The sequence below is a fragment of the Aquisalinus flavus genome (assembly GCF_014640095.1).
GTDB lineage: Bacteria > Pseudomonadota > Alphaproteobacteria > Caulobacterales > Parvularculaceae > Aquisalinus > Aquisalinus flavus.
In genome coordinates this window covers 517,501-541,864 of sequence record NZ_BMGH01000001.1, presented here as the reverse complement: position 1 = coordinate 541,864, position 24,364 = coordinate 517,501, and the positions used below count along the sequence as shown (strand labels likewise).

Annotated in this window: 24 protein-coding genes; 7 read left to right on the top strand and 17 right to left on the bottom strand. The window is 62.4% G+C overall.

Translation table 11 applies throughout. The features are described 5' to 3' along the window. Positions 1-2: 2 nt before the first annotated feature. From IEV88_RS02520 to IEV88_RS02505, 4 genes are all read right to left on the bottom strand, one after another. The gene (locus IEV88_RS02520) at positions 3-1,010 is read right to left on the bottom strand and encodes a P-loop NTPase family protein (RefSeq protein WP_188159713.1); all 1,008 of its coding nucleotides are present in this window, start codon (positions 1,008-1,010) and stop codon (positions 3-5) included. After that, positions 1,007-2,563, bottom strand: a complete 1,557-nt coding sequence (locus IEV88_RS02515) for an XrtA system polysaccharide chain length determinant (protein ID WP_188159712.1) — start codon at positions 2,561-2,563, stop codon at positions 1,007-1,009. Before IEV88_RS02515 ends, IEV88_RS02520 begins: the two co-directional genes overlap by 4 nt. Before the next feature lie 47 nt (positions 2,564-2,610). Next, positions 2,611-3,270 carry an XrtA/PEP-CTERM system exopolysaccharide export protein gene (locus IEV88_RS02510; RefSeq protein ID WP_373291172.1) on the bottom strand — a complete coding sequence of 220 codons (660 nt, stop codon included), beginning with the start codon at positions 3,268-3,270 and terminating at the stop codon, positions 2,611-2,613. Positions 3,271-3,524: 254 nt separating this feature from the next. Further along, a complete protein-coding gene (locus IEV88_RS02505; RefSeq protein ID WP_188159711.1) occupies positions 3,525-4,214 on the bottom strand; it encodes an exopolysaccharide biosynthesis polyprenyl glycosylphosphotransferase in 690 nt (229 codons plus the stop codon). 413 nt (positions 4,215-4,627) lie between these two features. Between IEV88_RS02505 and IEV88_RS02500 the strand changes: the two genes are divergently transcribed. Next, positions 4,628-6,811, top strand: a complete 2,184-nt coding sequence (locus IEV88_RS02500; RefSeq protein ID WP_188159710.1) for a glycosyltransferase — start codon at positions 4,628-4,630, stop codon at positions 6,809-6,811. 6 nt (positions 6,812-6,817) lie between these two features. Here IEV88_RS02500 and dksA read toward each other — a convergent pair whose 3' ends face one another. Then, positions 6,818-7,234 (bottom strand): RNA polymerase-binding protein DksA, encoded by a 417-nt coding sequence (gene dksA, locus IEV88_RS02495; RefSeq protein WP_188159709.1) that lies wholly within the window; start codon positions 7,232-7,234, stop codon positions 6,818-6,820. 310 nt (positions 7,235-7,544) lie between these two features. Here dksA and IEV88_RS15210 point away from each other — a divergent pair, with 310 nt between their 5' ends. Next, complete coding sequence (locus tag IEV88_RS15210) at positions 7,545-8,627, top strand: lysozyme (RefSeq protein ID WP_206711326.1); 1,083 nt, start codon at positions 7,545-7,547, stop codon at positions 8,625-8,627. A gap of 204 nt (positions 8,628-8,831) precedes the next feature. Here IEV88_RS15210 and IEV88_RS02485 read toward each other — a convergent pair whose 3' ends face one another. Continuing rightward, complete coding sequence (locus tag IEV88_RS02485) at positions 8,832-9,887, bottom strand: alpha/beta hydrolase fold domain-containing protein (protein WP_188159708.1); 1,056 nt, start codon at positions 9,885-9,887, stop codon at positions 8,832-8,834. A 96-nt stretch (positions 9,888-9,983) separates the two neighbouring features. Here IEV88_RS02485 and IEV88_RS02480 point away from each other — a divergent pair, with 96 nt between their 5' ends. Next, a complete protein-coding gene (locus IEV88_RS02480; RefSeq protein WP_188159707.1) occupies positions 9,984-10,397 on the top strand; it encodes a helix-turn-helix transcriptional regulator in 414 nt (137 codons plus the stop codon). Positions 10,398-10,489: 92 nt separating this feature from the next. Then, positions 10,490-12,052 (top strand): hypothetical protein, encoded by a 1,563-nt coding sequence (locus IEV88_RS02475; RefSeq protein WP_188159706.1) that lies wholly within the window; start codon positions 10,490-10,492, stop codon positions 12,050-12,052. Between the two features lie 3 nt (positions 12,053-12,055). Here the strand turns inward: IEV88_RS02475 and IEV88_RS02470 are convergent, their stop codons facing one another. The 4 genes from IEV88_RS02470 to IEV88_RS02455 all read right to left on the bottom strand — a co-directional run bounded on the left by IEV88_RS02470 (position 12,056) and on the right by IEV88_RS02455 (position 15,202). Beyond that, positions 12,056-12,685 (bottom strand): uracil-DNA glycosylase family protein, encoded by a 630-nt coding sequence (locus IEV88_RS02470; protein WP_188159705.1) that lies wholly within the window; start codon positions 12,683-12,685, stop codon positions 12,056-12,058. A 507-nt stretch (positions 12,686-13,192) separates the two neighbouring features. Next, positions 13,193-13,429, bottom strand: a complete 237-nt coding sequence (locus tag IEV88_RS02465; RefSeq protein ID WP_188159704.1) for a DUF3253 domain-containing protein — start codon at positions 13,427-13,429, stop codon at positions 13,193-13,195. Continuing rightward, on the bottom strand, positions 13,426-13,950 hold the full coding sequence (locus tag IEV88_RS02460; protein WP_188159703.1) for a DUF1543 domain-containing protein: 525 nt from the start codon (positions 13,948-13,950) through the stop codon (positions 13,426-13,428). Before IEV88_RS02460 ends, IEV88_RS02465 begins: the two co-directional genes overlap by 4 nt. 1 nt (position 13,951) lies before the next feature. Continuing rightward, positions 13,952-15,202 (bottom strand): NupC/NupG family nucleoside CNT transporter, encoded by a 1,251-nt coding sequence (locus IEV88_RS02455; protein ID WP_206711325.1) that lies wholly within the window; start codon positions 15,200-15,202, stop codon positions 13,952-13,954. A gap of 186 nt (positions 15,203-15,388) precedes the next feature. Between IEV88_RS02455 and IEV88_RS02450 the strand changes: the two genes are divergently transcribed. From IEV88_RS02450 to IEV88_RS02440, 3 genes are all read left to right on the top strand, one after another. Further along, entirely contained in the window at positions 15,389-16,888 is a 1,500-nt protein-coding gene (locus IEV88_RS02450) for a phosphomannomutase/phosphoglucomutase (protein WP_188159701.1), read from the top strand. 107 nt (positions 16,889-16,995) lie between these two features. Further along, complete coding sequence (locus IEV88_RS02445) at positions 16,996-17,634, top strand: glutathione S-transferase family protein (protein WP_188159700.1); 639 nt, start codon at positions 16,996-16,998, stop codon at positions 17,632-17,634. 40 nt (positions 17,635-17,674) lie between these two features. After that, positions 17,675-18,967 (top strand): Xaa-Pro dipeptidase, encoded by a 1,293-nt coding sequence (locus IEV88_RS02440; protein ID WP_188159699.1) that lies wholly within the window; start codon positions 17,675-17,677, stop codon positions 18,965-18,967. A 16-nt stretch (positions 18,968-18,983) separates the two neighbouring features. Here IEV88_RS02440 and arfB read toward each other — a convergent pair whose 3' ends face one another. From arfB to IEV88_RS02405, 7 genes are all read right to left on the bottom strand, one after another. Beyond that, on the bottom strand, positions 18,984-19,403 hold the full coding sequence (arfB, locus tag IEV88_RS02435) for an alternative ribosome rescue aminoacyl-tRNA hydrolase ArfB (protein WP_188159698.1): 420 nt from the start codon (positions 19,401-19,403) through the stop codon (positions 18,984-18,986). Between the two features lies 1 nt (position 19,404). Beyond that, positions 19,405-19,719, bottom strand: coding sequence for a CcdB family protein (locus IEV88_RS02430; protein WP_188159697.1), 315 nt, complete (start codon positions 19,717-19,719; stop codon positions 19,405-19,407). Next, positions 19,712-19,963 (bottom strand): type II toxin-antitoxin system CcdA family antitoxin, encoded by a 252-nt coding sequence (locus IEV88_RS02425; protein WP_206711324.1) that lies wholly within the window; start codon positions 19,961-19,963, stop codon positions 19,712-19,714. The genes IEV88_RS02430 and IEV88_RS02425 overlap by 8 nt, the downstream gene beginning before the upstream one ends. A gap of 56 nt (positions 19,964-20,019) precedes the next feature. Continuing rightward, on the bottom strand, positions 20,020-20,859 hold the full coding sequence (locus tag IEV88_RS02420; RefSeq protein WP_206711323.1) for a sulfite exporter TauE/SafE family protein: 840 nt from the start codon (positions 20,857-20,859) through the stop codon (positions 20,020-20,022). Next, a complete protein-coding gene (dusA, locus tag IEV88_RS02415; protein ID WP_188159695.1) occupies positions 20,856-21,854 on the bottom strand; it encodes a tRNA dihydrouridine(20/20a) synthase DusA in 999 nt (332 codons plus the stop codon). Before dusA ends, IEV88_RS02420 begins: the two co-directional genes overlap by 4 nt. Before the next feature lie 65 nt (positions 21,855-21,919). Next, complete coding sequence (locus IEV88_RS02410) at positions 21,920-22,444, bottom strand: DsrE family protein (protein ID WP_188159694.1); 525 nt, start codon at positions 22,442-22,444, stop codon at positions 21,920-21,922. 87 nt (positions 22,445-22,531) lie between these two features. Next, on the bottom strand, positions 22,532-24,298 hold the full coding sequence (locus IEV88_RS02405; protein WP_188159693.1) for a glycoside hydrolase family 43 protein: 1,767 nt from the start codon (positions 24,296-24,298) through the stop codon (positions 22,532-22,534). Positions 24,299-24,364 lie beyond the last annotated feature (66 nt).

Here is a 24,364-nt window from a genome sequence, read left to right as displayed (position 1 = left end):
TCCTATCCCTCCCTGCTGCGCAGGTGGCTGGATCGAAGCCCGGACCCCTTGGCATAATATTCTTCATACGATCCGTAATGGGACGCTGCCTGAGGCGCGAGGCATTTGTTCAGGATGAGGGAGATATTCTCGTTGTTGTCGAGCAATTCTTCGAGCGCGATGGCGACCGCCGGTTCCGGCGTCTCGTTGGCCTCGACGAGGAACACCGTCTCGTCGACATGGCGCGCGAGCACAACAGCTTCGGGGGTGGCGAGAACCGGCGGCGCGTCAAAGATGATGATCCTGTCCGGATAGCGGCGGGAGACTTCCTGCACGAACCGGGACATCTCTTCGCTGGCGAACAGTTCGACGGGGTTGACGTTCGCCTTGCCCTGGCTGAGCAGCGACAGCGGATAATCGCGCTCGCGCATGACGAGGTCATCCAGCGGCCGCGCGGTGTCGAGGACATAATCGGTCAGGCCATCGCCTGCATCGAGACCGAAGTGATGGAAGATCTTCGGACGCGGCACATCGGCATCGATCAGCAGGACACTGATATTGTCTTCCAGCGCGAGGCTGAGCGCGAGATTGATGGCGGAGAATGTCTTTCCCTCTGCGGGACGGGTCGACGTGAACAGCACCGTGTTGCGCACAGGCCCCTGCGGCGTCGGCCGGCGGCGCCCGGCGTTTTCCATGCGATAGAAGTTGAGGCGGCGCAGCAGGCGGCGTTTTACCGCACGCATCTCCAGCGCGAGGCGCTTGTCCCTGGTGTCAGGGACCAGAAAGCCCTGCCTCGCTAGAAGCGCCCTATCGAGTTCGAAGACCTGGCCCCAGCCGGCAAGATCGAGGTCGAGATCATCGTCGACGCCCTCAACCGCCTGTGGATGGACGACCGGCAGGCTGCGCCCGGCGCTGGCGCGATTGACCGGCCGGGTTTCGCCGCCACCGGAGCGTCGCGGTCCATCCGCGTCACGCTCGCCCTCGTTCATGGCCCGGTTCCGGGCCGTTGCGGCTCGCTCGATGAGACTCATAATTCCTCGCTCGCGGCCAGCAGGCCCGGTCTGTTGTCGTCTGCATCGACGTGGATTTCATGAAGCCAGAACAGCGCGCAGGCGGTCGCGAACAGCAACCCCGCGACGCCGACAATGGCGGTTCGATCGAAGAAATTATCCCGTCGCCGGGACGGCGTCTGTGCCGGGGAAATCGCGCCGAGCACCGGCAGGCCCAGCGCCTCTTCAAGGTCACTGACCTGCGTGTAGCTCCGGTCGATCTGGGCGAGCAGGAAGGCAATACCGACACCGGCGCCAAGCGCGACCAGGAAAACACCGAGGCTCATCAGCCCGCGCGGCGGCCAGGCCGGTTCGGCTGCGGCGGTCGGCGCCTCGTAGAGATTGTAATCGACCGTGCCGCCACCCTCTGACAGGGACGCGGTGATCGCCTGGCGTTCACGCTCCGACAGCAGGTCTTCATAGCTTGCCTCGATCTGATCGTAGTTGCGCATGATCTCCTGCAGCTCAGCCTGGACGGCGGGCACCTGCCCGGCTGTCAGGGTCAGTTGTTCGATCTCGCTGCGCAGGACAGCCTGACGCTGGCGCAGCACGGCAAGTTCATCCTCGACGACGCGGACGGAGGCTTCGAGGCGCTGGAACTCCGGGTTGTTCGGCAGGCTGGCGCCGCCATTTTCAAGCTCGGCGATGCGGGCCCTGAGCGCGATGATGTCGGGGTAGTTGTCGCGATACTGGCTTTGCAATTGTGCCATTTGCAGCTTCAGCTGGTCAAGCTCCGTACCCGATGTGTTGCGCGGCGTCGTCGCAAGTTCACCCATCAGGGTCTGGCGGCGGCGGGTCGACTGCTCGATGGAGAACTCGATACCGGACAGCTCGCCTTCCTTCTGGTCAAGGCGGCGGCGCTGGGTTTCATTGCCGGTCAACTCGTCCGCATGCTCCTTGCGGAAGGCAGCGACTTCCTGGTCCTTCTGCGAGAGCAGCGCCTCGTAGCGGCGGATTTCCCTGTCGAGGCGGGACAACGCCGTTTCGCTCTGGGAGATCGCGGTACCGACATCCTTTTCGATGAACAGGGCGATGACGGCGGCGACGATGCGCTGCGCCATGACCGGGTTCCTGTCGAGATAGGAGATCGTGTAGTACTGCTCTTCGGAACTCGAGATCCTGATACTCTCGCCCAGTGACTTGATCTTCCGCTGCAGGAGTACCTTGCGGATACGCTCCTGCTCCGCCGCATTGCCCGGTGCCCGCTCGGCAGCCACGACAGCGAATTCCTCGTCAATGCCAACCTCGGCGATAACCTGTTCGAGATTTTCGCGGGACAGGAGTTGCAGGGTCATGACCCGGACGCGCTTTTCAAAATCGGCGCGACGGGCGCTTTCCTCGAGCGTTTCGTTCAGGGCGGTGTCAGTATCGACATAGATCTGCGCACGCGATTCATAGGCATCCGGCATCAACATGATGGCGAGCCAGCCGGCAACGGCCACCAGCCACGCCACTGACAGCACCAGCCAGCGGCGCGTCCAAAGGCCGACGGCATAGCGGACAATCGGTTTGGGGAGATCGTTCAAAGTAAACACGGTACTCGTTGCCCTCTTGCCGTTCACCCTTTCGGGTCCGGTCTGTTCTAGAAAATGCTTTCCGGGATCAGGATGACGTCACCCGGCAGCACCGGCACGTTCGCCTTCACGTCGGCCCGGCGCATCAGGTCATCCAGATACAGCCGATAGCTGAGCTTGTTCTCGCCCTGCCCGCGGATCAGCACGGCCTTGTTGCCAGCGGCGAATTCCGTCAGCCCGCCGACGGCGACCATCACGTCCAGCACGGTCATGCCGGCCTGATAGGGCAGCGCCACGGGCCGCTGCGCCTCGCCCAGCACCCTGACCTGCTGATCAAAGGTGGAGGAGAACTTCTTGACGCTGACGGTAACTTCCGGATTACGGACATATTCGGACAGCTGGCGCTGCAGGTCCACCGCGAGCCTGGTCGGCGATTTGCCGGCGGCCTGCATGTCCTGCACCAGCGGCGTGGAAATCCGCCCGTCCGGCCGCACGGTGACGTCGCCTGACAGCTCCGGCGCGCGCCAGACGAAGATGTTCAGTTCATCGAGAGGCCCGATCAGATATTCCGGCGACGCCTGCAGCAGCGCGCCCTGCGATTGCTGAGCCGGTGTGACTGCGCCGGTTTGCTCGCCCGGCCCGCGGCCGAGGGAATCGCTGATCGACCCCGGCGGCATCGACTCGCATGCCGCGAGGACAAGAAGCAAGAGCGCCGCGGCCGTTTTCATTGTGAAAGTCAGTGTCGTTTTCATCTGTCAGTCCTCTCCTCGCCCTGTTTTGCGAGGTTCGTGCCGCTTGCCCGGCCGTTACCATGATCCCGCACACTTATCCGGTGCAGAACCGCTTCATTACTCGCGTTCAGGACCTGCCGGCACGAGCAGAGCCCGTTCCGGACCTGCGGAAGTTAACGCCGTTATCCTTTATGGCCCGTTAAGAGCCGCCCCGAGCCGTTATAAAACGGCACAACTCCCTTTCTTGCCGCCTAGCGGCTGCCAGTCCCCAGGATCGCTACCGAAATGGTGCGCACAACGATGAAAAGATCGAGGATCAGGCTGTGGTTCTTGATGTAGTAGAGATCGTAGCGCAGCTTCATGCGCGCATCCTCGACCGATGCGCCATACTCGTAATTGATCTGCGCCCAGCCGGTCAGACCCGGCTTGACCCGGTGGCGCTCCTCGTAATGGGGGATCTGCTCGTTCAGGATCGCAGTGAATTCCGGCCGTTCCGGGCGCGGACCGACGAAACTCATATCGCCTTTCAGGATGTTGATGGCCTGCGGAATCTCGTCGATCCGGGTCTTGCGGATGATCCGGCCGATCCAGGTGACCCGGGCATCATTGGTGCCTGCCCATTTAGCGCCATCGCGCTCGGCATCGACCGTCATGGAGCGGAATTTCAGGATGCGAAAATGGCGGCCATGGCGTCCCACCCGTGTCTGGCTATAGAAAACCGGCCCGCGCGAGGTCAGCCTGATCAGCAGCGCGACAGTCACCAGCAACGGTAGCGTGAACAGGATCAGCGCCATGCTGGTGAAAATGTCGCACAGCCTCTTGCCGCCGCGCACCCACAGATCGCCGCGAACCACGGGAATCCCGTCGATCTCCCGTCCGGCAAACAACTCCAGATTTACCTGTCCGTTCAAATGCTCGATCCCGGACTTGTCAGCATCCATGTTGATGGACTTACGCAGCAGTCCGGTAAAAGGTCTCCGCCAGAGGCGTCCCGGGACAGCAAAAAACAGCGCCTTGCGGGCGGAACGGTGCAGGGAGCCGACATAAAGAAGCGCAAGACATCCCGACAGGATGACTTGAATAAACAGGACAGTGACAGGAATCCCCAAGACGTTTTCTACGCTACCCACTTTACGACCCTCACGCGGCGCCTTGTTACTCAGTGTGATTGATCATGGCAATGCCGCACTTCTGGCTAGCAGGAAGCGTGCCACTCGCCCGTCAAGTGTGCACGCCACAGGCAAAGCAGGGCGGCACGGCTCTTGTATGGTGTTGAGCTTCTGGAAACAGTTGCCTGTTATGAAGCGACGCGAGGCAGCATTCACCGCTGTTCCGGACCGGACTGACTGACCCTATGCGTATCCTGACCCTGACCACCCTCTATCCGAACGCCGCCATGCCGACCCATGGCGTGTTCGTGGAGAACCGCCTGCGCGCGCTGCTGGACGAAGGCGGGGTGGACGCGAAAGTGATCGCGCCAGTGCCGTGGTTCCCGTTCAGACAGACCGTATTCGGCAGATATGCCGCCTTCGCCGCAGCCCCGGCGCGGGAAACGCGCCATGACATCGGGATCAGCCATCCGCGCTACCTGTTGCCGCCGAAGATCGGCATGAGCTGGGCCGCTGGCGCCCTGACCCGGTGCTTCGAGCGCGAGGCACGCCGGCTGGTTGCCGAGGGCTGGGATTTCGATCTGATCGATGCGCATTATTACTACCCTGACGGTGTCGCTGCGGTGGAAGTTGCCCGGCGGCTGGGCAAGCCGGTGACGGTCACCGCGCGCGGTACCGACATAAATCTGATCCCGTCCTGGCCCCGCCAGAAACGCATGATCCTCGACGCCGCCGCAAAGGCCGATGCCTCGATCACCGTCTGCCGCGCCCTGAAGGACGAGATGGTGGCCCTGGGCGCCCGCGAGGAAAAAATCCATGTACTGCGCAATGGTGTCGATCTCGACCTGTTCCGCGAAACGCAGCGCGAGGAGACCCGTATGCGTCTCGGCCTGTCGGGCACGGTGCTCCTTTCTGTCGGTCACCTGATCGAGCGCAAGGGGCACGGCCTCGTTATCGACGCGCTGAAGACCCTGCCCGATGCCACGCTGGTGATCGCCGGCGCAGGCCCCGACCGTAGCACGCTGGAAGCCCAGGTGGATAAGTCCGGCCTGGCGGGCCGCGTGATCTTCACCGGCGCCCTGCCCCACGAGGATCTGCCCGCTGTCTACAGCGCCGCCGATGTTCTGGTCCTCGCCTCATCGCGGGAAGGCTGGCCCAACGTGCTGCTGGAAGCGATGGCCTGCGGCACGCCTTGCGTCGCGACGCCAGTCTGGGGCTGCGGCGAAGTCGTCGCCGCGCCTGAAGGCGGACGCCTGACGAAAGATCGCAGCGCCGCGAGTATAGCAGCGGCCGTGACAGAGTTGCTGTCAAATCCCCCGACGCGCGCGCATACACGAGCCTATGCGGAACAATTCTCGTGGAAGGAAACGGCGCTCGGTCTCAAATCGCTGTTTGACCGCGTATCGGGTGCACCGGTGACCGGGCCACAAGCGGCGGCGACCGACTGGCAATATGATCGCCGCTATATCCATGGCAAGTCTCCCTCCCTGCTGGTGACGGTGGACACCGAGGAAATCTTCGACTGGACGGTCAACGATTTCACCACCCACGCCGTCGCCGACCCGGCGGATATTGCCCGGTTCCAGTCGCTGTGCGAGAGCCACGCCATCAAGCCGCTTTATTTCATCACCTGGCCGCTGATGCAGGATGCTGCGAGCGCGCGCTATTTCCGCCAGCTGCAGGACAGCGGCCGGGCCAGCCTCGGCCTGCACCTGCATCAATGGGTGACGCCGCCGCAGTCAGGCGACAACACGCCGCGCAGCTCCTATCAGGCAAACCTGCCGGCTGATTTGCATCGCGAGAAGCTGCGTACCCTGATCGCGGCGTTCAGAAAGGCTTTCGGCACCGATCCGATCGCCCACCGCGCCGGGCGCTATGGCGTGTCGCCATCCGTGCAGGCGGACCTGCAGGCGCAAGGCGTCTGGCTCGATTCATCGCCATCGGCCGGCTTCGACCAGGGCGGCGATGGCGGGCCGGATTTCACCGGGCATTCGCCGAAGGCCTGGTGGCGCAAGGCGACCGTGGACGGAAAGCCCCTGCTGTGCCTGCCGGTATCCGGCGGGAGGGTCCTGCGCGGCACCAGCCTGATGCTGCCGGTGCCCAAGGGCAGGCCCGACGCCAACGGGCCATTGCCTTCCCTGCTCAAACGCATGACGGCGCCGGTGCGCCTGTCGCCCGAAGGCTATGAACTGGATGATCTGAAAAGCCTGACCGGCGCGCTGTTGCGGGAAAAAGTCAGCATCATGACCTTCAGCCTGCACTCCACCTCGCTGACCGAGGGGGCGACCCCCTATAGCGAGACGGCGGCGATGATCGACGCGCTGCTGGCGCGGTCGGAGGCCTATTTCAGATGGTTCAGAGATGAAAAAGGCGGCTCGTTTGCCGCCCTTGATGATTTCGTTGCTACGCGGAACGCCGACGCGGCCTGATTGGCCCTAATCGTCCCGGTGGACCTTTTCCTGGCGCTCATGGCGCTCCTGCGCTTCGAGCGACAGGGTCGCGATCGGGCGCGCTTCGAGACGGCCAAGGCTGATCGGCTCACCCGTATCCTCGCAATAGCCATACTCGCCAGTATCGATCCGGCGCAGGGCCGCGTCGATCTTGGAGATCAGCTTGCGCTGGCGGTCGCGGGTGCGCAGCTCAAGCGCCTTGTCGCTCTCGCTTGAGGCCCTGTCGGCGGCATCTGGCAGATGCAGGCTGTCTTCCTGCAACTGGCCGAGCGTATCCTTGCTGGCACGCAGGATGTCGTCTTTCCAGTCGAGCAGTTTCTTGCGGAAATATTCGAGCTGGCGCTCGCTCATGAAGGGCTCGTCATCTGACGGACGATATGCTTCAGTTTCAGTTGCCGACATCCTGTACTCCCTGAATGATGTCCCGACCCACGGCAATGCTGGTGGTAATAGGCAAACCAGCCTGATTCAGCAAGGCGGGAAGCTCCCCATTGCATAAAATTTGTGTGACGAAAAGGAGACTATTCCGTGTCATTTCGCCAAGTAGTTGGGAACGAAGCAAAAATCGGGCCCGGTTGGCGATCTTTTCGAGGTTTCAGGCGTTTGTGCCTGTGAACAAAAAGTTAACGTCGCCATTGTTGGGCCCGTCTGGCTGGTCTACAATGGGGCCAGCGGGAGGCCGGTCTGCCGAAAGGCTCCGGAGCGGGATAGTATGCGGGTTTCACAAACTGGGATTGACCTGATCAAGCATTTCGAGGGCATCCGGCTAGATGCCTACAAGGATGTCGCCGGGATCTGGACCATTGGCTATGGCCATATCGGCCCGATCCGGATCGACGGCAAACGCTATGACAGCGTCGCCGACGCGGTCGCGGCCAATGGCGGCCAGCCCGTCCGCATCAGCCATGATTACGCCGAGGAATTGCTGCGCGACGAGCTGCAGCGGTTCGAGGAAGGCGTCTCCGGCGGGCTGAAACGGGAGATCAACCAGAACCAGTTCGATGCGTTCGTGTCGCTGTCCTACAATATCGGCGTCAGCGCGTTCCGCAGTTCCAGTGCCCTGAAATTCTTCAACCAGGGCAAGATCGCCGAGGCAGCGGATGCCATCACCTGGTGGAACAAGGCGACGGTGAACGGCCAGAAACAGGTGGTACAGGGTCTGGTGAACCGCCGCGCTGCGGAGAAAGCGCTGTTCCTGCAGCCGATGGACAGTAACGAGCTCGGCGATACGGATGTGGATTCCAGCCGAGTCACGCCGGAGGAGAACTCCCCGCGGCGCAAGAATATCGGCTCGTCCCGGACCATGGAGGGCGCCGTCGTCGCCGGGGCCGGCGGCGCGGCCAGTGCCGGCGCGGCGTGGATGAACCGCGACAGCGATGGTGGCGATGCCGCGGGGGATGAGGCCGGAACCGGGAGCGATGCAGACGCTGGCGCTGACACCGACGCAGACAGTGACGCTGACACCGATACCGGCAGCGAAACCGATGCCGGAACCGGGAGCGATACCGGAACCGGGGATCAGACGGACGGTGGCACGGGTACGGATGATACGTCTCCGGATGAAAGCGCGACAGACAGCACGACCGATGCGACCGATGACGTTGCTGCCGACGACATTGCAGGCGATGATACCGGTACGGGAACGGAAGTCGGCACACCGCCGGTGACGGAGCCTGAGATCACGCGGGAGGACTACACTCTCGCCTTCCAGGTTGCCATCGGCGTGATCATCGTGATCGCGGTGCTCTACATCATCTATGCCCGTATCGATGACTGGCTGAACCACAAGCGCTGATTTATCGCGGCGGGCGACCTTGCGGCCGTCATCGCGGCGTTCGAAAGCTTTTTCCAACCGGCCCGGCCATGGCCGCATTCGCGTCAATCCGGGAATTTGCGCTAGATCAACCTGCCTTAAAATGGAATCATTTGAAGGCAGGAAAGTTGATCGCTTCCAAAGTGTTAGAGCAGCTCCTCTGCGTCCATGCGGACGCAGGCTGCTCTAGGCCATGACCTCTTCGACGAAGGCGGCAGCGAGTTCGAAGGATTTATCGGCATCGCGCGACTTGAACCGCTCGAGGTGATGGCGCGGGGAGTCCCAGTAGTTGATCCGGCATGGAACACCGGCCTTCTCTGCCTTTTCCACCAGCCGCAGGGCATCATCAAACCGGATATCGTAGCGGCTGGAATGGATCGCCATGGGCGGCAGGCCCTTGACCTCGCCATAAACCGGCGAGGCCATGGGATTGGTCGGCAGCGTGTCCTGCAGGTAAAGCCTGGCACAGAAGGCGGCGATTTCCATGCGGTAGGGGCTCGTCGCCGAGACGCTGCCGGTGATGTAGGACCAGCCGGACAGGGAAAGATCCGCCCATGGCGAAAACAGCAGGACGCCTGCAGGCATGGTCACGCCGCGGCGGCGCAACTCCATCAGGGCAGAGAGCATGATGCAGGCACCGGAGGTGTCGCCCCCTGCGATGATATTGCCCGGATGATGCCCTCCGGCCAGCAGCGCCTCGTAATGATCGGCGATATCGTGAATTGCCGCAGGAAACGGATGCTCCGGTGCCAGCCTGTGCTTGCCGATGACGAGGCGGCAATTACAGGCGCTGGCGAGACGCTGCGCCGTCGCGAGCTGCTTGGGCGATGGCGGCAGGATGAAACCGCCGCAGGGCACGTAGAACAACAGGCGCTCCCCGCCCTGCCGGCTCAGGCGCCAGGCATCGGCGCTGGAGCTTTCCTCCGTGTCGACACGCGGCGTGCCGTCGGCGGAGGCCATCATCGACAGGCCCGCCATCTTGCCCTCGCTCTGGCGCTGGCGCAGCGCGTCCATCATGGCATTTGCCGGTCTCAAAGGATCGGCAAAGTCGCGGAAAACCTTTTTCAGACGACTGATAAACACATATTCGATCAGCCTGTTTTCCGCGCGGGCGAGCGTATGGTCGGCGATACGCCCGAGCAAGCCGGCCTCGGAGCGCACGAAATGCGCGAGCCTGCCCGCCTCCAGCACTGAAAGCCGGGCTGCCGGGTGCATCCTGTCGGTATAGGCCGCAGTATTCATAAGATCTCCCGGCTTCTTCAGTAGCATGATCCAGACAAAAACTGAACTATTCACAGGCCCCGAGAGAAAGGTCATGATGCCTTGCAGGAGAGAATAATGGCTGATGAGGATACCGGGGATAAGAAGGATGACGCTGTCGAGACGTTCCTGACCTATGCCCAGCTGTTCGAATTCGATGGCGAACGCCTTGGCGACGTGCCCGTCTGGCAGGAGCGGATGCGCGACATTGCCCGCCAGCTGCCACCGGATCTCGTCAAGGGACTGACCGAGCGCATGCGTCATGCCGCGCCGGGCGAGCTGACGGATTATCACGCCTTTTCCGAGCGTTACGGTCTGACCGTGTCGGAGAAGAAGCTGCTGGTCAGCCTTGCCGGCGGGTTCTCCGTGCCCGATCACGCCCGCCGCACCGGCATTTCAGTGAACACGGCGCGGGTGCATATGCAGAACCTGCTCGACAAGACCGGCGCCGGTGGCCAGGTCGACCTGATAAAAATGCTTCTCGCCGGATAAATCAGCCTCCCATAGTCCTATTGCATCATGTGCCCTGCGAAGCATAACGGCACCCTCCTCTCCGTTCACAACTTTCGAAGAGGAGAGAACTCATGAGAACCCTATTGCTGGCTGCGACAAGCGCAGGCGCCCTGATTATGGGGCAATTTGCCATGACATCACCATCCGCAGCTCAGGACATGAGCACGTTGACGATAACCCAGCTCGAAGACAGGTTGACCGGAATGATGCTGGCAGACGGGCAGGCCGTAGCCACATCGCAGGAATACGCGAAAGCCTATCAGGAATTGAAAGACCGGATGGAAGGGACCCCCACGGCCGATCAGTTGAACAGATTCCAGAATTTTCCCAAGCCGGTCCTGAACCCGTCTCGCAACGCCGAAGGGGGTGGCTCCAGTACAGCTTTCGTCCTGACCTACGCCGAGCCGATGGACAGAACCACTGTCGAGGACAGTTTCGCCATCAGAGGTTTTACCGGAGATGAGGATCGTTCGGGAAAAACCGGAGAGGACGACAAGATCTCTACGTCGTCCTCGACCAGTGCCGCGGCGAAAAGCGGTGGCGGCACCTGGTATGTCGGCGGCGAATTTTCCTCAATGATAATTGACGACGAGGAACCGGGAAACAGCTCGGCGGAGGGTTCCGGTGCCCAGCCGGCAGGGCTTGAGGCTGGCAACAGGTTCCTCGAGCGCAGCCTGTTCGGTTTCGGTGTCACCAGCGTCGACATCCCCCGGGCAGGTTTCGGTGTGGAAGTGACCACCGAGGACGAGCGGTTCGTTGCGGAAACGGACGGCACGCTGTCGGGCACGACATTCGGTGGCTTGCACATTGGCGATTACCGCTTCACGCCGCGGACGGAATATGACGGCCTGCCCTATCTGCAGCGCAAATGGCGCGGCCGGGCCAACGCCTTCATGGCCGGGTTCACCTATACCCAGGCCGACGGCTCCTCCCGCGGCAGCGTGCCGGTTGGCGGCAACGGCACGGGCGTCGTCTATTTCGACTTTGCCGATGACAACGCGACCGGACTTTTCTTCGGCAGCGCCGGATCGGATGTCGAGACGAATACGGACTTCGAAGGCTTCCGTTTCAATGCCGGGCGCAAGGTTTATCACGGAATTGATCCGGACTGGTACTGGGGCTGCTATCATGGCTTTTTCTATGATTATTCCGACACGGAGCATGAATTCGAAATCACCACGCCGAGCTATTCCGATATCTACACGCTCGGGCGCCAGGACCTGACCGAGCGCTATGCCGGGTTCGAGGCCGGCCCGTTCTTCGGACGGCAGCTCGGCAATGCCAGCGTCCATTTCCGGCCCTTGTTCAACTTCGGCTATCGCGAGGCGGACCTCGATGCACAACAGGATACGTTCTGCGGCGCTTGCTACTATTCCCAGACCGTGCCGATCAGGCTGGATGAGGATGATTCCGGCCTTACCTATGGCGCCTCGGTGGATGCGGGCCTGCAATTCGCCGTGACTGAGCGTTTTTCCCTCGGGGCGGTTTATCAGGCCCGCTGGCGCGCCGACAGTGCCGCAATTGTCAACCCGGAAAGCGGCGACGACCTGTTCATCGACAACCAGCCGACGCGGCTTGCTACCGGGGAGCGAACCGAACAGCAGCTGCTCTTCACCGTTGGCAACAGCTGGTAGGGCTCACGCGATCTCGCGGCGGATGATGTCCTGCACGAAAGGCACGACGTCCTCTTCGAACCAAGTGTTCTTGCGCAGCCATGCATTGTTCCGCCATGAGGGATGGGGGAGCGGCAGATAGATGGGGGAGTCCATCGCCGCTTCCCCATTCACGATTCTGTCGTGCGCGATCTTCACCGTCTCCGTCAGTGTACGTCCCACCTTGTCGCCCAGATGCCATTTCTGGGAATAGGCGCCGACCAGCAGGACGAGTTTCAGCTGGCCTTCGATCTCCTTCATGATCCGGGCCCGCCATATCTCGGCACAGACTTTCGGCGGCGGCAGGTCGCCGCCCTTGCCGGTCGAGCCCTTGCCGTCATAGCCGGGAAAGCAGAACGCCATCGGCGCAATGGCGATGCGGCCGGAGTCGTAGAACTCCTCTTCGGTTACGCCCATCCACGCGCGCAGGCGCACGCCGGACGGATCGTAGAACGGCTTGCCCTTGATATGCGCCAGATTGCCGGGCGCCTGGCTGAACAGGCCGATGCGCGCTTTCGACGGCAGCTGGAAGATTGGCCGCGCCTGCGGGATCAGGCCTATGTCCTCGCAATGGCGGCAGCCGCCGAGATCTTTTCTGAGAGTGCTGAGGCTCATGGTTGGGACGATATAGGATCATCGCCGCCACTGTACCAGTGCGGGCGTATTATGAGAGGAAGGCCCGTGGAGAATATTATCCAGAGCTTATATAGCGTTGAGAGCTTTGAGCTTCGGAAAAGCTTTTCACTCTCCACGGCGGCATTCTGGTGCGCGGCCCTGAAGGAGCTCTCGCGTCCACTCGTCTGAGTGAAATGCCGATCCCTGCCACGGGCGCCGACGCGCGCTCGCCCCTCCCGACGACAGGAATGCCTGTTGCCCGGATGGCTGCGAGCAGATCAATCGCCACCATCCAGACCTCCGCCCGGTTCTCACCGGGCTTGGGAGAGTTATAGCCGCAAAATTTTGCACGGGGATAAGTGTGCCCTCACCCGAAATTCCCTGCAGGAATTTCGACCTCTCCCGGAGGGAGAGGTGGGGCATCGCACAAGGCTCAAGATTGGCTTTCCCTCTCCCTCGGGAGAGGTCGAAAGTCCGGTACGGACTTTCGGGTGAGGGGTATGCCCCCTACTTCAGCCGATACCGGATCACGCCCTTGACCGTGTGCGGATCGACGGGCTTGCCCTTGCGGGTGACCTCGATCAGGCCTTCGTCTGAGAGCGCCCTGCCCGCCTCGCGGACCCTGTGCATCTCCGGTTGCCAGTTGTCCGGCGCAAGAGCCTTGGCCGCCTCCGACGGGCAGATGGACTTGCCGGGGTCGCGTTGCGCCAGCAGCGTCAGAATGGCATCGCGCGGATTGCTCATGATTTCCTTTTCCCGATAGGGACGTAGCGGGCCTCGAACGCGAAGGGCTGTTTTTCCGCCTGTGGCGTCAGGTGGACATACCGCCCTGGCCGCGCCATTTGGGTGCTGACATCGACGCTGGCCTCGACCGTCAGCACATTGTCCTTGTGCGGCGCAGTCCAGCCCTCGATCTGCGCCAGTGCGCGCTTCTTCGCCGCGCGGGCATCGCCGGCGACGACCAGCAGGTTTTCGTGCAGCTCGGTGAACAATGCCGGATCATAGCCGCCGAGATTGACGAACCACAGTTTTGGCCCGCCCTGTTGCGGTTCGTCGCGCACCTCGACACCATGGCCGTCGGCCCAGTGAACCTCGCCCCAGCAATCGAGATGCAGGCTTTGCGGCGTGCCCCACCATTGCGCGCACAAATCGTCGTAGCAGGCTTCTATGCTGTCGCCGATGACGAAGCGGACATCGTGCAGTTCGACATGGCAGCCCTTGGCCATGCCGCCGACATAGACCATGAAGAGTTTTTCGCCACCCATCTCAGCCCATCCAGATGACGCCGATGACGGCGCCGGACATCAGCGTTGCCAGCGTGCCGCCGACCAGCGCCTTGGGTGCGAGCTGGATGATTTCCTTGCGCCGGTTCGGGACAAGGCTCGACAAGCCGCCAATGACGATGCCGAGCGAGCCGATATTGGCAAAGCCGCACAGGGCATAGACCATGATCAGGCTGGTGCGCTCGCTCAGGGTTCCGGGTTCGAGGCTGGCCAGTTCGATATAGGCGATGACCTCGTTCAGGGCGGTCTTGATGCCCATCAGCTGGCCGGCCTGGAAGGCTTCTTCGAACGGCACGCCGGCGAGCCAGACCAGCGGCATGAAGACCCAGCCCAGCATGCGCTCGAGCGTCAGCGGCGCGCCGCCGACATCGGGGATGAAGGCATCGAGCATGATGTTGATCAGGGCCGCGAGCGCAATGAAGGCCAGAATGGAGATGACGATGTTCCACCACAGCTTGCCGCCCTCGGTGACGCCATGCATGAACGCGTCCATCGAGCCTTCATACTGGAAGTCGTCGCCCGCACTGGTCGGCGTCGGTGTCTCCTCGTCCGAATAGGGCACCATGATGCGGCCGATCAGCAGGGCAGCGGGCACCGAGATGATCGAGGCGACGATGATATGGCCGAGGATGGACGGCTCGATCGGGGCGAGGATGGTCGCATAGAGCACGATGACCGATCCGGCGACCGTCGCATAGCCGGAGGTGATGATGGTGAACAGTTCCGACCGGGTGACGCGGTCGAGATAGGCGCGGATGAGAAGCGGCGCTTCGGTCTGACCGAGGAAGACGTTCGCTGCGGCTGCGAGCGAGACCGCGCCGCCGGTGCCGAAAACGCGGGTCAGGATCATGGCAAAGCCGCGCACGATCCATTTGAGAATCCCCCAATGCCAGAGCACCGCCGACAGGGCCGAAATGAAGACGACGAGGAACAGGCCCTGAAAGGCGAAGATGAACAAGGGCGCGCCCTCGACCGGATCGAAGGGCATCGCTGCGGGATCGCTGGTGCCGAGATAGCCGAAGAGGAAGGAGGTCCCCTCCAGGGTTGCCGACTGCAGGGCATCGACGAGGCCGTTCAGCCCGCGCAGGGCGCGGCGGGCCGGATCGAATTGCAGGAAGAATGCGGCGACGCCGATCTGGATCGCGACCGCCCAGATGGCGCTCATGAAGGGAAATTTCAGCTTGCGCTCCGACAACAGCCAGGCGATCGCCATGAACGCGAAGATTCCGAGCATTGACTGCCCTCTGAGCCCGAATTCCATACTCATTCTTTCTATCTGCCCCACCCGCGCCCGCGGTAAATGGCCTGCCGCGATTCCCGCCATGAAATACCGTTTTCATGGTTTTGTCATGTCAGGGCGCTTGCCCCTGTAACGGTGTACCGGTAGGAACGAAAGAACTTTTGCTAGAGGAGAGAAGCGATGCTGCCAACCCCGCGTACCGATCTTGAGCCCAATACGCTCGAATATGAGATCATCCCGAAGGTCAAACCGACCGGTTTCCGGGAATATGACGCGCGCTGGCTGTTCGAAAAGGAAATCAATTTGCTCGGCATCCAGGCCCTAGGCGCCGGGCTGGGTACACTGATCCACGAGCTGGGCAAGGAGCCGCGCATCGTCGTCGGCCATGATTTCCGCTCCTATTCCGTCTCCATCAAGCAGGCGCTGACCGTCGGGCTGATGAGCGCCGGGATCGAGGTCAACGATATCGGCCTCGCCCTGTCGCCGGTCGCCTATTTCGCCCAGTTCGATCTGGATATCCCGTGCGTTGCCATGGTTACCGCAAGCCACAATGACAATGGCTGGACCGGCGTGAAGATGGGCGTGGAAGCACCGCTGACCTTCGGCCCGGAGGAAATGGGCCGGCTGAAGGAGATCGTGCTGAACGGCGCGTACAAGTCGCGTGCGGGCGGTGCCTACAAATATGTCGAGGGGATGCGCGAGCGCTATATCGCCGATCTCGTCAAGGACGTGACATTCACCCGCAAGATGAAAGTGATCGCGGCCTGCGGCAATGGTACGGCGGGCGCGTTCGCCCCCGAGGCGCTGGCGCGCATGGGCGTCGAGGTCATCCCCATGGATGCCGAACTCGATCACTCCTTCCCCAAATACAATCCGAACCCGGAAGACATGAAGATGCTGCACGCCATGGTCGATGCGGTGAAAGAGCATGGCGCGGATATCGCGCTCGGCTTTGACGGCGATGGCGACCGCTGCGGCGTCGTCGACAATGAGGGCAACGAGATCTTTGCCGATGTCATCGGCGTGATGCTTGCTCGCGACCTGTCGGCCCTGCACAAGAACGCGGTGTTCGTCGCCGACGTGAAATCGACCGGTCTGTACATGACCGATCCGGTGCTGCAGGCAAATGGCGCGACGACCAAATACTGGAAGACCGGGCACTCCTATATCAAGCGCTATTCCAACGAGATCGGGGCCCTCGCCGGTTTCGAGAAATCCGGCCACTTCTTCTTCCGCGAGCCCTATGGCCGCGGCTATGATGACGGTCTCGTCGCCGCCATCGCGCTGCTGAAAATGCTCGACCGCAACCCGGACAAGACGATGGCGCAGCTGCGGGCCGACCTGCCCAAGACCTGGCAGTCGCCGACCATGTCGCCCCATTGCGATGACGAGAAGAAATATGAGGTGCTCGACCGCATCGTGGCGCAGGTGCAAAAACATAGCGATGGCGGCGGCACGTTTATCGGCCAGAAGCTGCGCGACCTGAACACGGTCAATGGCGTGCGCTTTACCGTCGAGGACGGTACCTGGGGCCTGATCCGCGCGTCCTCGAACAAGCCGGAACTGGTCGTCGTGGTCGAGAGCCCGACTTCCGAGGAGAACCGCAACGAGATGTTCCGCGAGATCGAGGCGATCCTCGCAGGCTATCCGGAAGTCGGCGAGTTCAACCAGAAGCTCTGATCCCTCTCGCGTATAGTGATTATGCAGCGGCGGACGGTCCCGGACTGTCCGCCGTTCTTGTATCCGGGTCTCCAGTCGGCGAGAGTTGAGAGACAGGAGATTTGCCCATGACCATTACGCTGTACCACGCCGCCTACTCGCGCTCGTTCCGCATTGCCTGGCTGCTTGAGGAGATGGGGCTGGAACATGAGTTGAAGATCGTGCCGCAGGCGACCTTCCGCCAGTTCGCGCGCAGCGAGGAATACCGCAAGATCAGCCCGACCGGGAAATATCCGGCGATCCAGGACGGCGATTTCACCATGGTCGAGTCGACCGCGATCATGGAATATCTGTTGAGCCGCTATGGCGACGGCCCGACAGCGGGCGGGCTGAAGCCGGAACCTGGCACCCATGATTATGGCCGCTATCTGCAATGGGTCGAATATGGCGAGGCCGGCATGGGCCCGTATATGAACATGCTGCTCGCCCATGCGCTGATCCTGCCGGAAAAGCACCGCATTCCGGCGATTGCCGAGTGGGCGCAAAAGGAAGTCTATTCTTGCGTCGATTTCATCAGTGACGGACTGGGCGACAAGCCGTTCATCTGCGGCGAGCGTTTTACCGCGGCGGATATCTCGATCGGCTACATGCTGCTCTTGCTGAAGATCATGGGCCGACTGGACGCGACGCCGGAAAATGTGCAAGCCTATTTTGATCGTCTGAGGGGACGCGAGGCCTGGAAAACCGTTTCCGCCAAGGCCGGTTGATCCCCTGCTGCCAATTCTGGTGCTACAAGGGGCTTACCGCATGAAACTGATCTCCCGGCTTATGACCGCCGCCGCTGCCATTTGCGTCTTCACGGGCGCGGCGCAGGCGCAGACTGTCTTCCTGACCGCAGACCGCATGGTCGATGTCGAGACCGGCCGCCTGGTCGGGAATGCCGCCGTGCTGGTCGAGGATGGCAAGGTGACTTTCGCGGGCGACATGTCGACCGTGCGCCTGGCGATCCCGGAAGATGCGACCCGCATCGACCTGGCCGGCTACACCATCATGCCGGGGCTGATCGACATGCATGTGCATCTGACCAGCTCGGCCGACCAGCATGGCTACAAGGGGCTCGCGATCTCCGACGAGATGAGCGCGATCATCGGCGTGGTCAATGCGCAGACGACTCTGGAAGCGGGCTTTACGACGGTACGCAATGTCGGCGCCGGCTCGTTCGGCGATGTCGCCCTGCGCGATGCGATCAACGAGGGGATGATCCCCGGGCCGCGCATGTACGTTTCCGGCCCGCCGATCGGCATTACAGGTGGCCATTGCTCCGACAATAATCTGTTGCCGGAGGAATACGGCCTGGAGGGTGAAAACGTTGCCGATGGTCCGTGGGCGGCGCGCAGCGCAGTGCGCAAGAACGTCAAATATGGCGCCGACCTGATCAAGACATGCTCGACCGGCGGCGTGCTCTCGAAAGGCACCAAGGTCGGCGCGCCGCAATACACGCTGGAGGAACTGACCGCCCTGACCGAAGAGGCGCACAGCCATGGTTTGAAGGTCGCCTCCCACGCCCATGGCGCCGAGGGCATCCGCAATGCGCTGATGGCCGGTGTCGACACGATCGAGCATGCGAGCTTCATCGACGATGAGGGCATTCGCCTCGCCAGGAAGAACGGCGCCTACCTGTCGATGGATATCTATGTGACCGAATATATTCTCGGCGAAGGCGAAGCCGCAGGCATCTTGGAAGAGTCGCTGGAGAAGGAGCGCATGACCGGGCAGGTCCAGCGCGACAATTTCCGCAAGGCGCATGAGGCCGGCGTGAAGATGGTGCTCGGCACTGACGCAGGCGTCTATCCGCACGGCCAGAACGCGCGTCAGCTGTCGCGCATGACAGGCTTCGGCATGACGCCGGCAGAGGCGCTGCAGGCGGCGACGGTGAACGCCGCAGACGCGCTCGGCAAGGGCGATACGATCGGCAGGCTCGCGCCCGGCTATTTCGCGGATATCATCGCGGTTGAAGGCAATCCGCTGGACGATATCTCGATCCTCGAAAGCGTCGGTTTCGTGATGAAGGAAGGCGTCGTCTATAAGTCCGTAGACTGATTTGCCTGGCGGGCGGTCAGTAGTCGACCTGCCCCCTGTTTTTCTTGATATCGCCCCGGCGCTTCTTGGCGTCGAGGCGTTTTGCCTTCTGCGCCCGGCTCGGCGCCGTCTTCCTGCGCGGCTTGGGCTGCACCAGCGCCTTCTTCAGCAGGTCGACCAGCCGCTTGCGGGCATCCTCGCGGTTGGCCTCCTGGCGGCGGAATTGCTGGGCCTCGATCAGGATGTGTCCATCCTTGGTCAGGCGCGAGCCGGCAATGCGCCGGGCGCGCGCCTTCACATCCGCTGGAATGGCGTCGCAGTTCTCGAGGTCGAAACGCAGCTGCACCGCGCTGGAAACCTTGTTGACGTTCTGACCGCCGGGCCCGGAGGCGCGGATGAACGCCTCCTCGAGCCATTTGTCGTCGATCACGATATTGCGGGAAACTTGCAGGGCCATGTCAGACACCGGTCAAAACGATATCGACGGCAGAGACAATCTCGTGGCGATAGTCCCCGATCGTGCCTGTCTGCTCCCCCAGTTCGGACAGCCGGAACGTTGCAAGATCCAGAACAGACAGAATGAGGCTTTCCCCTTGTACGGACACGACAGGCTCCAGCCGGTCGATAGCCAATTGCGGCCTGCCCCTGAAGAGGGAGGCGCACAGCCGGGTCGGCAGCGCATCGAGATAGTCACTCTGTATATTGACGATATAGGGAAAGGATTTTCTGAGCGACGGGATCGGATGAATATGCAGGTCGAACTGTCTACTCATCCCGCCATGCTCTCAACTGCTCCGACAGGGTGCCGTGGGTTTCGATACGCTCTTCATAGGCGGCGATCGCCTCGGCATTGTCTTCCTGCCACCGGCGTTTCTTCTCGGCGCGGACGGCTTCTTCAATTGCCCGCTCGGACAGGGCCGACAGGTTGAGCTTCAGCGCCTTGGCCTGTTGCAGCAGGTCGGCATTGATGGTGACATTGGTCGCCTTTTTCGGCGCCTTGCGGTCATAGAAGCTCATGGCAGGGTCCTCAAATTCATGCGCATAAGGTATGCGCATACTTTGTCCGCATCAAGCTACGAAATGGTGTCGCGCAGCAAGAGCAGAGCCGTGACGCCGAGATAGATGGCGAAAACGCGGTTCAGTAGCCCCTTGTCGAGCCTATGGGCGAGGCTCGCGCCGAGGGGCGCTGTCAGGAAGGTCATTACCGCGATCAGGGCGAAGGCCGGCAGGCTGACATAGCCGATGGAAAGCGGAGACAGGCCGGTGATGCCCCATCCGGCCCCGATAAAGCCGAGCGTGCCGGGCACGGCGATGGCGAGACCGAAACCGGCAGATGTCGCGATCGCCTGATGGATGGTGCGGCCATAGGCGGTGAGCACGATGACGCCGAGTACGCCGCCGCCAATGCCCATCAGCGACGACAGGAACCCGATACCGCCGCCGAGCGCCGCCGCGACCGGGCCGCCGGGAACCGGGGCAAGCGCGCTCGCCCGCGGCACCTCCCGTGTGCGGAACAAGCCCCTACGGATGGCGACGCCGAGAGCGCCGAGGGCAAAGATCAGCGTCAGCGCCTCCGCCGGGATGAACCGGGCAGCCACCGCGCCGACAATCGCACCGAGGCCGATCCACGGTGCCCAGCGTTTCAGCAGATCCATATCCACCGCGCCGTGCTTCATGTGCGCGGTAACAGAGCGCAGCGAGGTGACGATGATCGTGGCGAGGGAGGTGGCGACGGCGGCCTTGATGCGCTCCTCCTCCGGCACACCAACGAGACCGAACACGGCATAGAGCGCCGGCACGATGACGATGCCGCCGCCAATGCCGAACAGCCCGGCGAGGAAGCCCGCGAACAGGCCGACCCCGGCAAGGCCGAGCAACAACATGGTCCAGTCGAGCCCGGTGAGCTCGATCATGCCGCGCCCTCCAGCGCCGCCGCAGGCATCCGGTCGAGCGCCCGCAGCAATACGCTGGCGTCGGCATCGGGCTTCGTGCCCTCCACCGTCAGCATCTGGCGCCAGCGCCGCGCGCCGGGCTGGCCATGGAACAACCCGAGCATGTGGCGGGCGACATTATGCGGGCGCACGCCATTTTGCGCCTGCCGCTCGATATAGGCGGCCATCGCCTCGACCACCGCGCGGCGGGAGGCTGACTCAGCCGTCAGTCCAAGGAGCTTCCCGTCGAGAACACCGAGCATAGAGGGGTTTTCATAGGCGGCGCGGCCGATCATGACACCGTCGATCCTTTCGAGATGGGCGGCTGCGGCGTCAGGCTCGGTGATACCGCCATTGAGCACGATGGTCAGGTCAGCGCGTGCCTGTTTGAGGCGATAGACGAGATCATAGTCGAGCGGCGGTATGGTGCGGTTCGCCTTCGGGCTCAGCCCCTGTAGCCACGCCTTGCGCGCATGGATGATGAAGACCTTGCAGCCGGCCCCGGCCAGCAGATCGACGAAACCGGGCAGCACTTCCTCCGGGTCCTGATCGTCGACACCGATGCGGCATTTGACGGTGACCGGTACATCGACGGCATCGGCCATGGCGCTGAAACAGTCAGCCACCAGTTGCGGCTCGCGCATCAGGCAGGCGCCGAAGGCACCGGACTGGACCCGGTCGGACGGGCAGCCGACATTGATGTTGATCTCGTCATAGCCATAGTCCGCGCCGATGCGGGCCGCGGCCGCCATCGTCGCCGGGTCGCTGCCGCCGAGCTGCAGCGCGACCGGGTGCTCTACGGCATCAAAGCCGAGCAGGTAATCGCGGTCGCCGCGCAGGATGGCATCGGCGACGATCATCTCCGTATAAAGCCGTGCGCCACGCGTGATCTGGCGGTGAAAGAACCGGCAATGGCGGTCGGTCCAGTCGATCATCGGCGCGATGCAGAATTTCCAGGCGCTATCAGTGTCACTCATAGGCCCTGAAATAGGCCGGGGCAGGCGCAAAAGGCAAGCGGCGGCCCGCCCTCATGATCCGTCTTTCAGAACGGGTTCAGCGCATAGCCCTGTTGCTGGAGCAGGACATGGGCGGTCATCGCCGACAACGCCATGGTCACGCCGGGCAACAGGTCTTCCGCGGCGATATCGTAATAGGCAGCACTCTGGCCACACAGTTCGATCGTCACCCCCTGCTCGATCAAAGCGGCGATCAGCGCCTCATTCGGGTTCGTGGCGCCCCGCGCCCCGGCCGTGAGCAGGTCGCTGGAGGCCTTGCCGTGGACGACGATGGCGACCTTCATGTTTTCGGCCGGCACGCCGGCATCGAAGTGCATGTTGAGGAAGCGGGCCGCTGTTTCGATGCGGCGGTTGATGGCATCCTCGCTGCCGGCCTCGGCGATATCATAGGCGATCTTCATTTCCGTTTGCGGCCCGAGGCGCGCATCGGCAATCGGTGCGACCCTGCCGAAGTCAGGTATAAGGCCACCCGGGTGGAACGCCTCCTCCCCTGCCCAAACCTGGGAAATCATGGCGGCGACCGAGACAAGGGCGGGCAAAAGGATTTTCATCGACAGGCCTCCTGTTGGGCAAAAAAATGCCGCCTCATCAAGCCCGATGAGGCGGCACCTGTCCAGCTTCATTGCGGCGAGTGGAGGCTATTCCTCGCTTGCTGCAGCAGCCTGTTCCGGCGCGCGCTGGGCATACATGCCGAAGGTCGCGCCGACAAAGCCTGTCGCCATGCGGGTCGAGAGCGGCTTGGCGTCAAGCCTGTCGCCGAGCTGTTGCCAGTCGCCACCGCCGATGGCGTAATGGAAGGTGTAGCCCTCCCCGCCTTCTGCAACCGCTTTCAGCCGCAGCCGGCCCTTGGCCGCCAGCGGTGCGGAGGCAATCGTCACACCGCCCTTCGGCGCGCCCTCACCGACACGCTTGGACAGGCGAACGATGCGGTTGCCGTCCTCGTCGAGCGTGATGCCGATGGCATAGTAATAGTCATCATTCTGGAAGGCCGCGAGACCGGCCTCATCGCCTGCCTCGCGCGGCGCGAATTTGACCACGGTCTCAGCCGAGCCATACAGGTGTTGCTGGCGGCGCGTGACGAAGGATGGCTGCGTCATGTCGCCGAGGCGCTGGTCCCGGGCCTCGATCACCAGAGAGCCATCTTCCAGCGACCACCACTCTTCCTTCGGTACACGGACCATCATCCAGTAGGGATCGAGGCTGTCGCCGTCGAAATCCTCGGTGATGGTGAAATTGCCGTTCATCGGTATTTCCGGCGTGCCGGCATCGGGCAGTGCCGGGCGGTCGAGAATGTATCCGACCGGCTCGCCACGATCGAGGATCACCGGCCAGCCATCGCGCCATTCGACCGGCAGCAGGAAGGTTTCGCGGCCCGTGTTGTAATAATCGCCCTCATAGGGACGCACGCCGAGGAAGGTCGCCCACCACTTGCCGTCATTGTCGGTGACCATGTCGGCATGACCGACGGAGGTGATCGGGTTTTCCCGGTCGGGGTCGAGGTCGCGCTGGGTCAGGATCGGGTTGCCGTCATAGACTTCCCACGGGCCCTTGATGTTCCTTGAGCGGATGATGACCTGGGAATGGTTGATCGCCGTGCCGCCCTCGGCAGAGGACAGGTAGTACCAGCCATCGACCTTGTAGATATGCGGACCCTCGATCCAGATCGGGTTTTCTTCGGGCCGCACGCCGCCATCAAGCAGCACGGTCTGCTCCTCGATCGGCTGCAGTGTCTCGGGGTCGACGGCGCGGATCCAGATGGCGCGGTGGCCGTCATAGCGCGGCTCTCCGACCGGCGCGTCATTATTCATCATGTAGACGGTGCCGTCATCGTCGAAGAACAGCGAGGGGTCGATGCCGCCGACTTCCGGCGTCCAGATCGGGTCGGACCAGGGGCCGGCCGGGTCTTGCGAGGTGACGATGAAATTGCCGCCGCAGTCGACGCAGGTATTGGCAACGTAGAAGGTGCCGTCATGATGCTCGATCGTCGGGGCAAAGACGCCGCGCGACAGGCCGAGGCCATCGAAATCGAGCATGCCCGGGCGGTCGATGACATTGCCGATCTGGGTCCAGTTGACGAGATCGGTCGAATGGAACACCGGCAGGCCGGGGAAATAGGCAAAGGTGGAATTGACCAGATAATAGTCGCCGCCGACCTGGGTGACGCTCGGGTCAGGGTAGAAACCGGCGAGGACCGGGTTCAGGAATTGATTTTCCCCCGGCTCCAGCCCGTCATAAACCGGGTCGTTGCCGGTATAGGTGAAGCTGTCGAAGCTGGCCGTCAGCGGGCCCGCCGGCTGCGCTGCAGTGTCGTCCGAAATGTTCCGGGCAGCAGGTTCGCTGCACGCGGCAACGCCGCCAAGCGCCAGAATTGCGGCCATCAGGCCAAGCTTGTTGATCTCTCTCATTACATCCTCCCGGTTAGATGATAGCGTCCTGTTTTTCATTCTTGGTGGACGGCCATGAACAGTTTA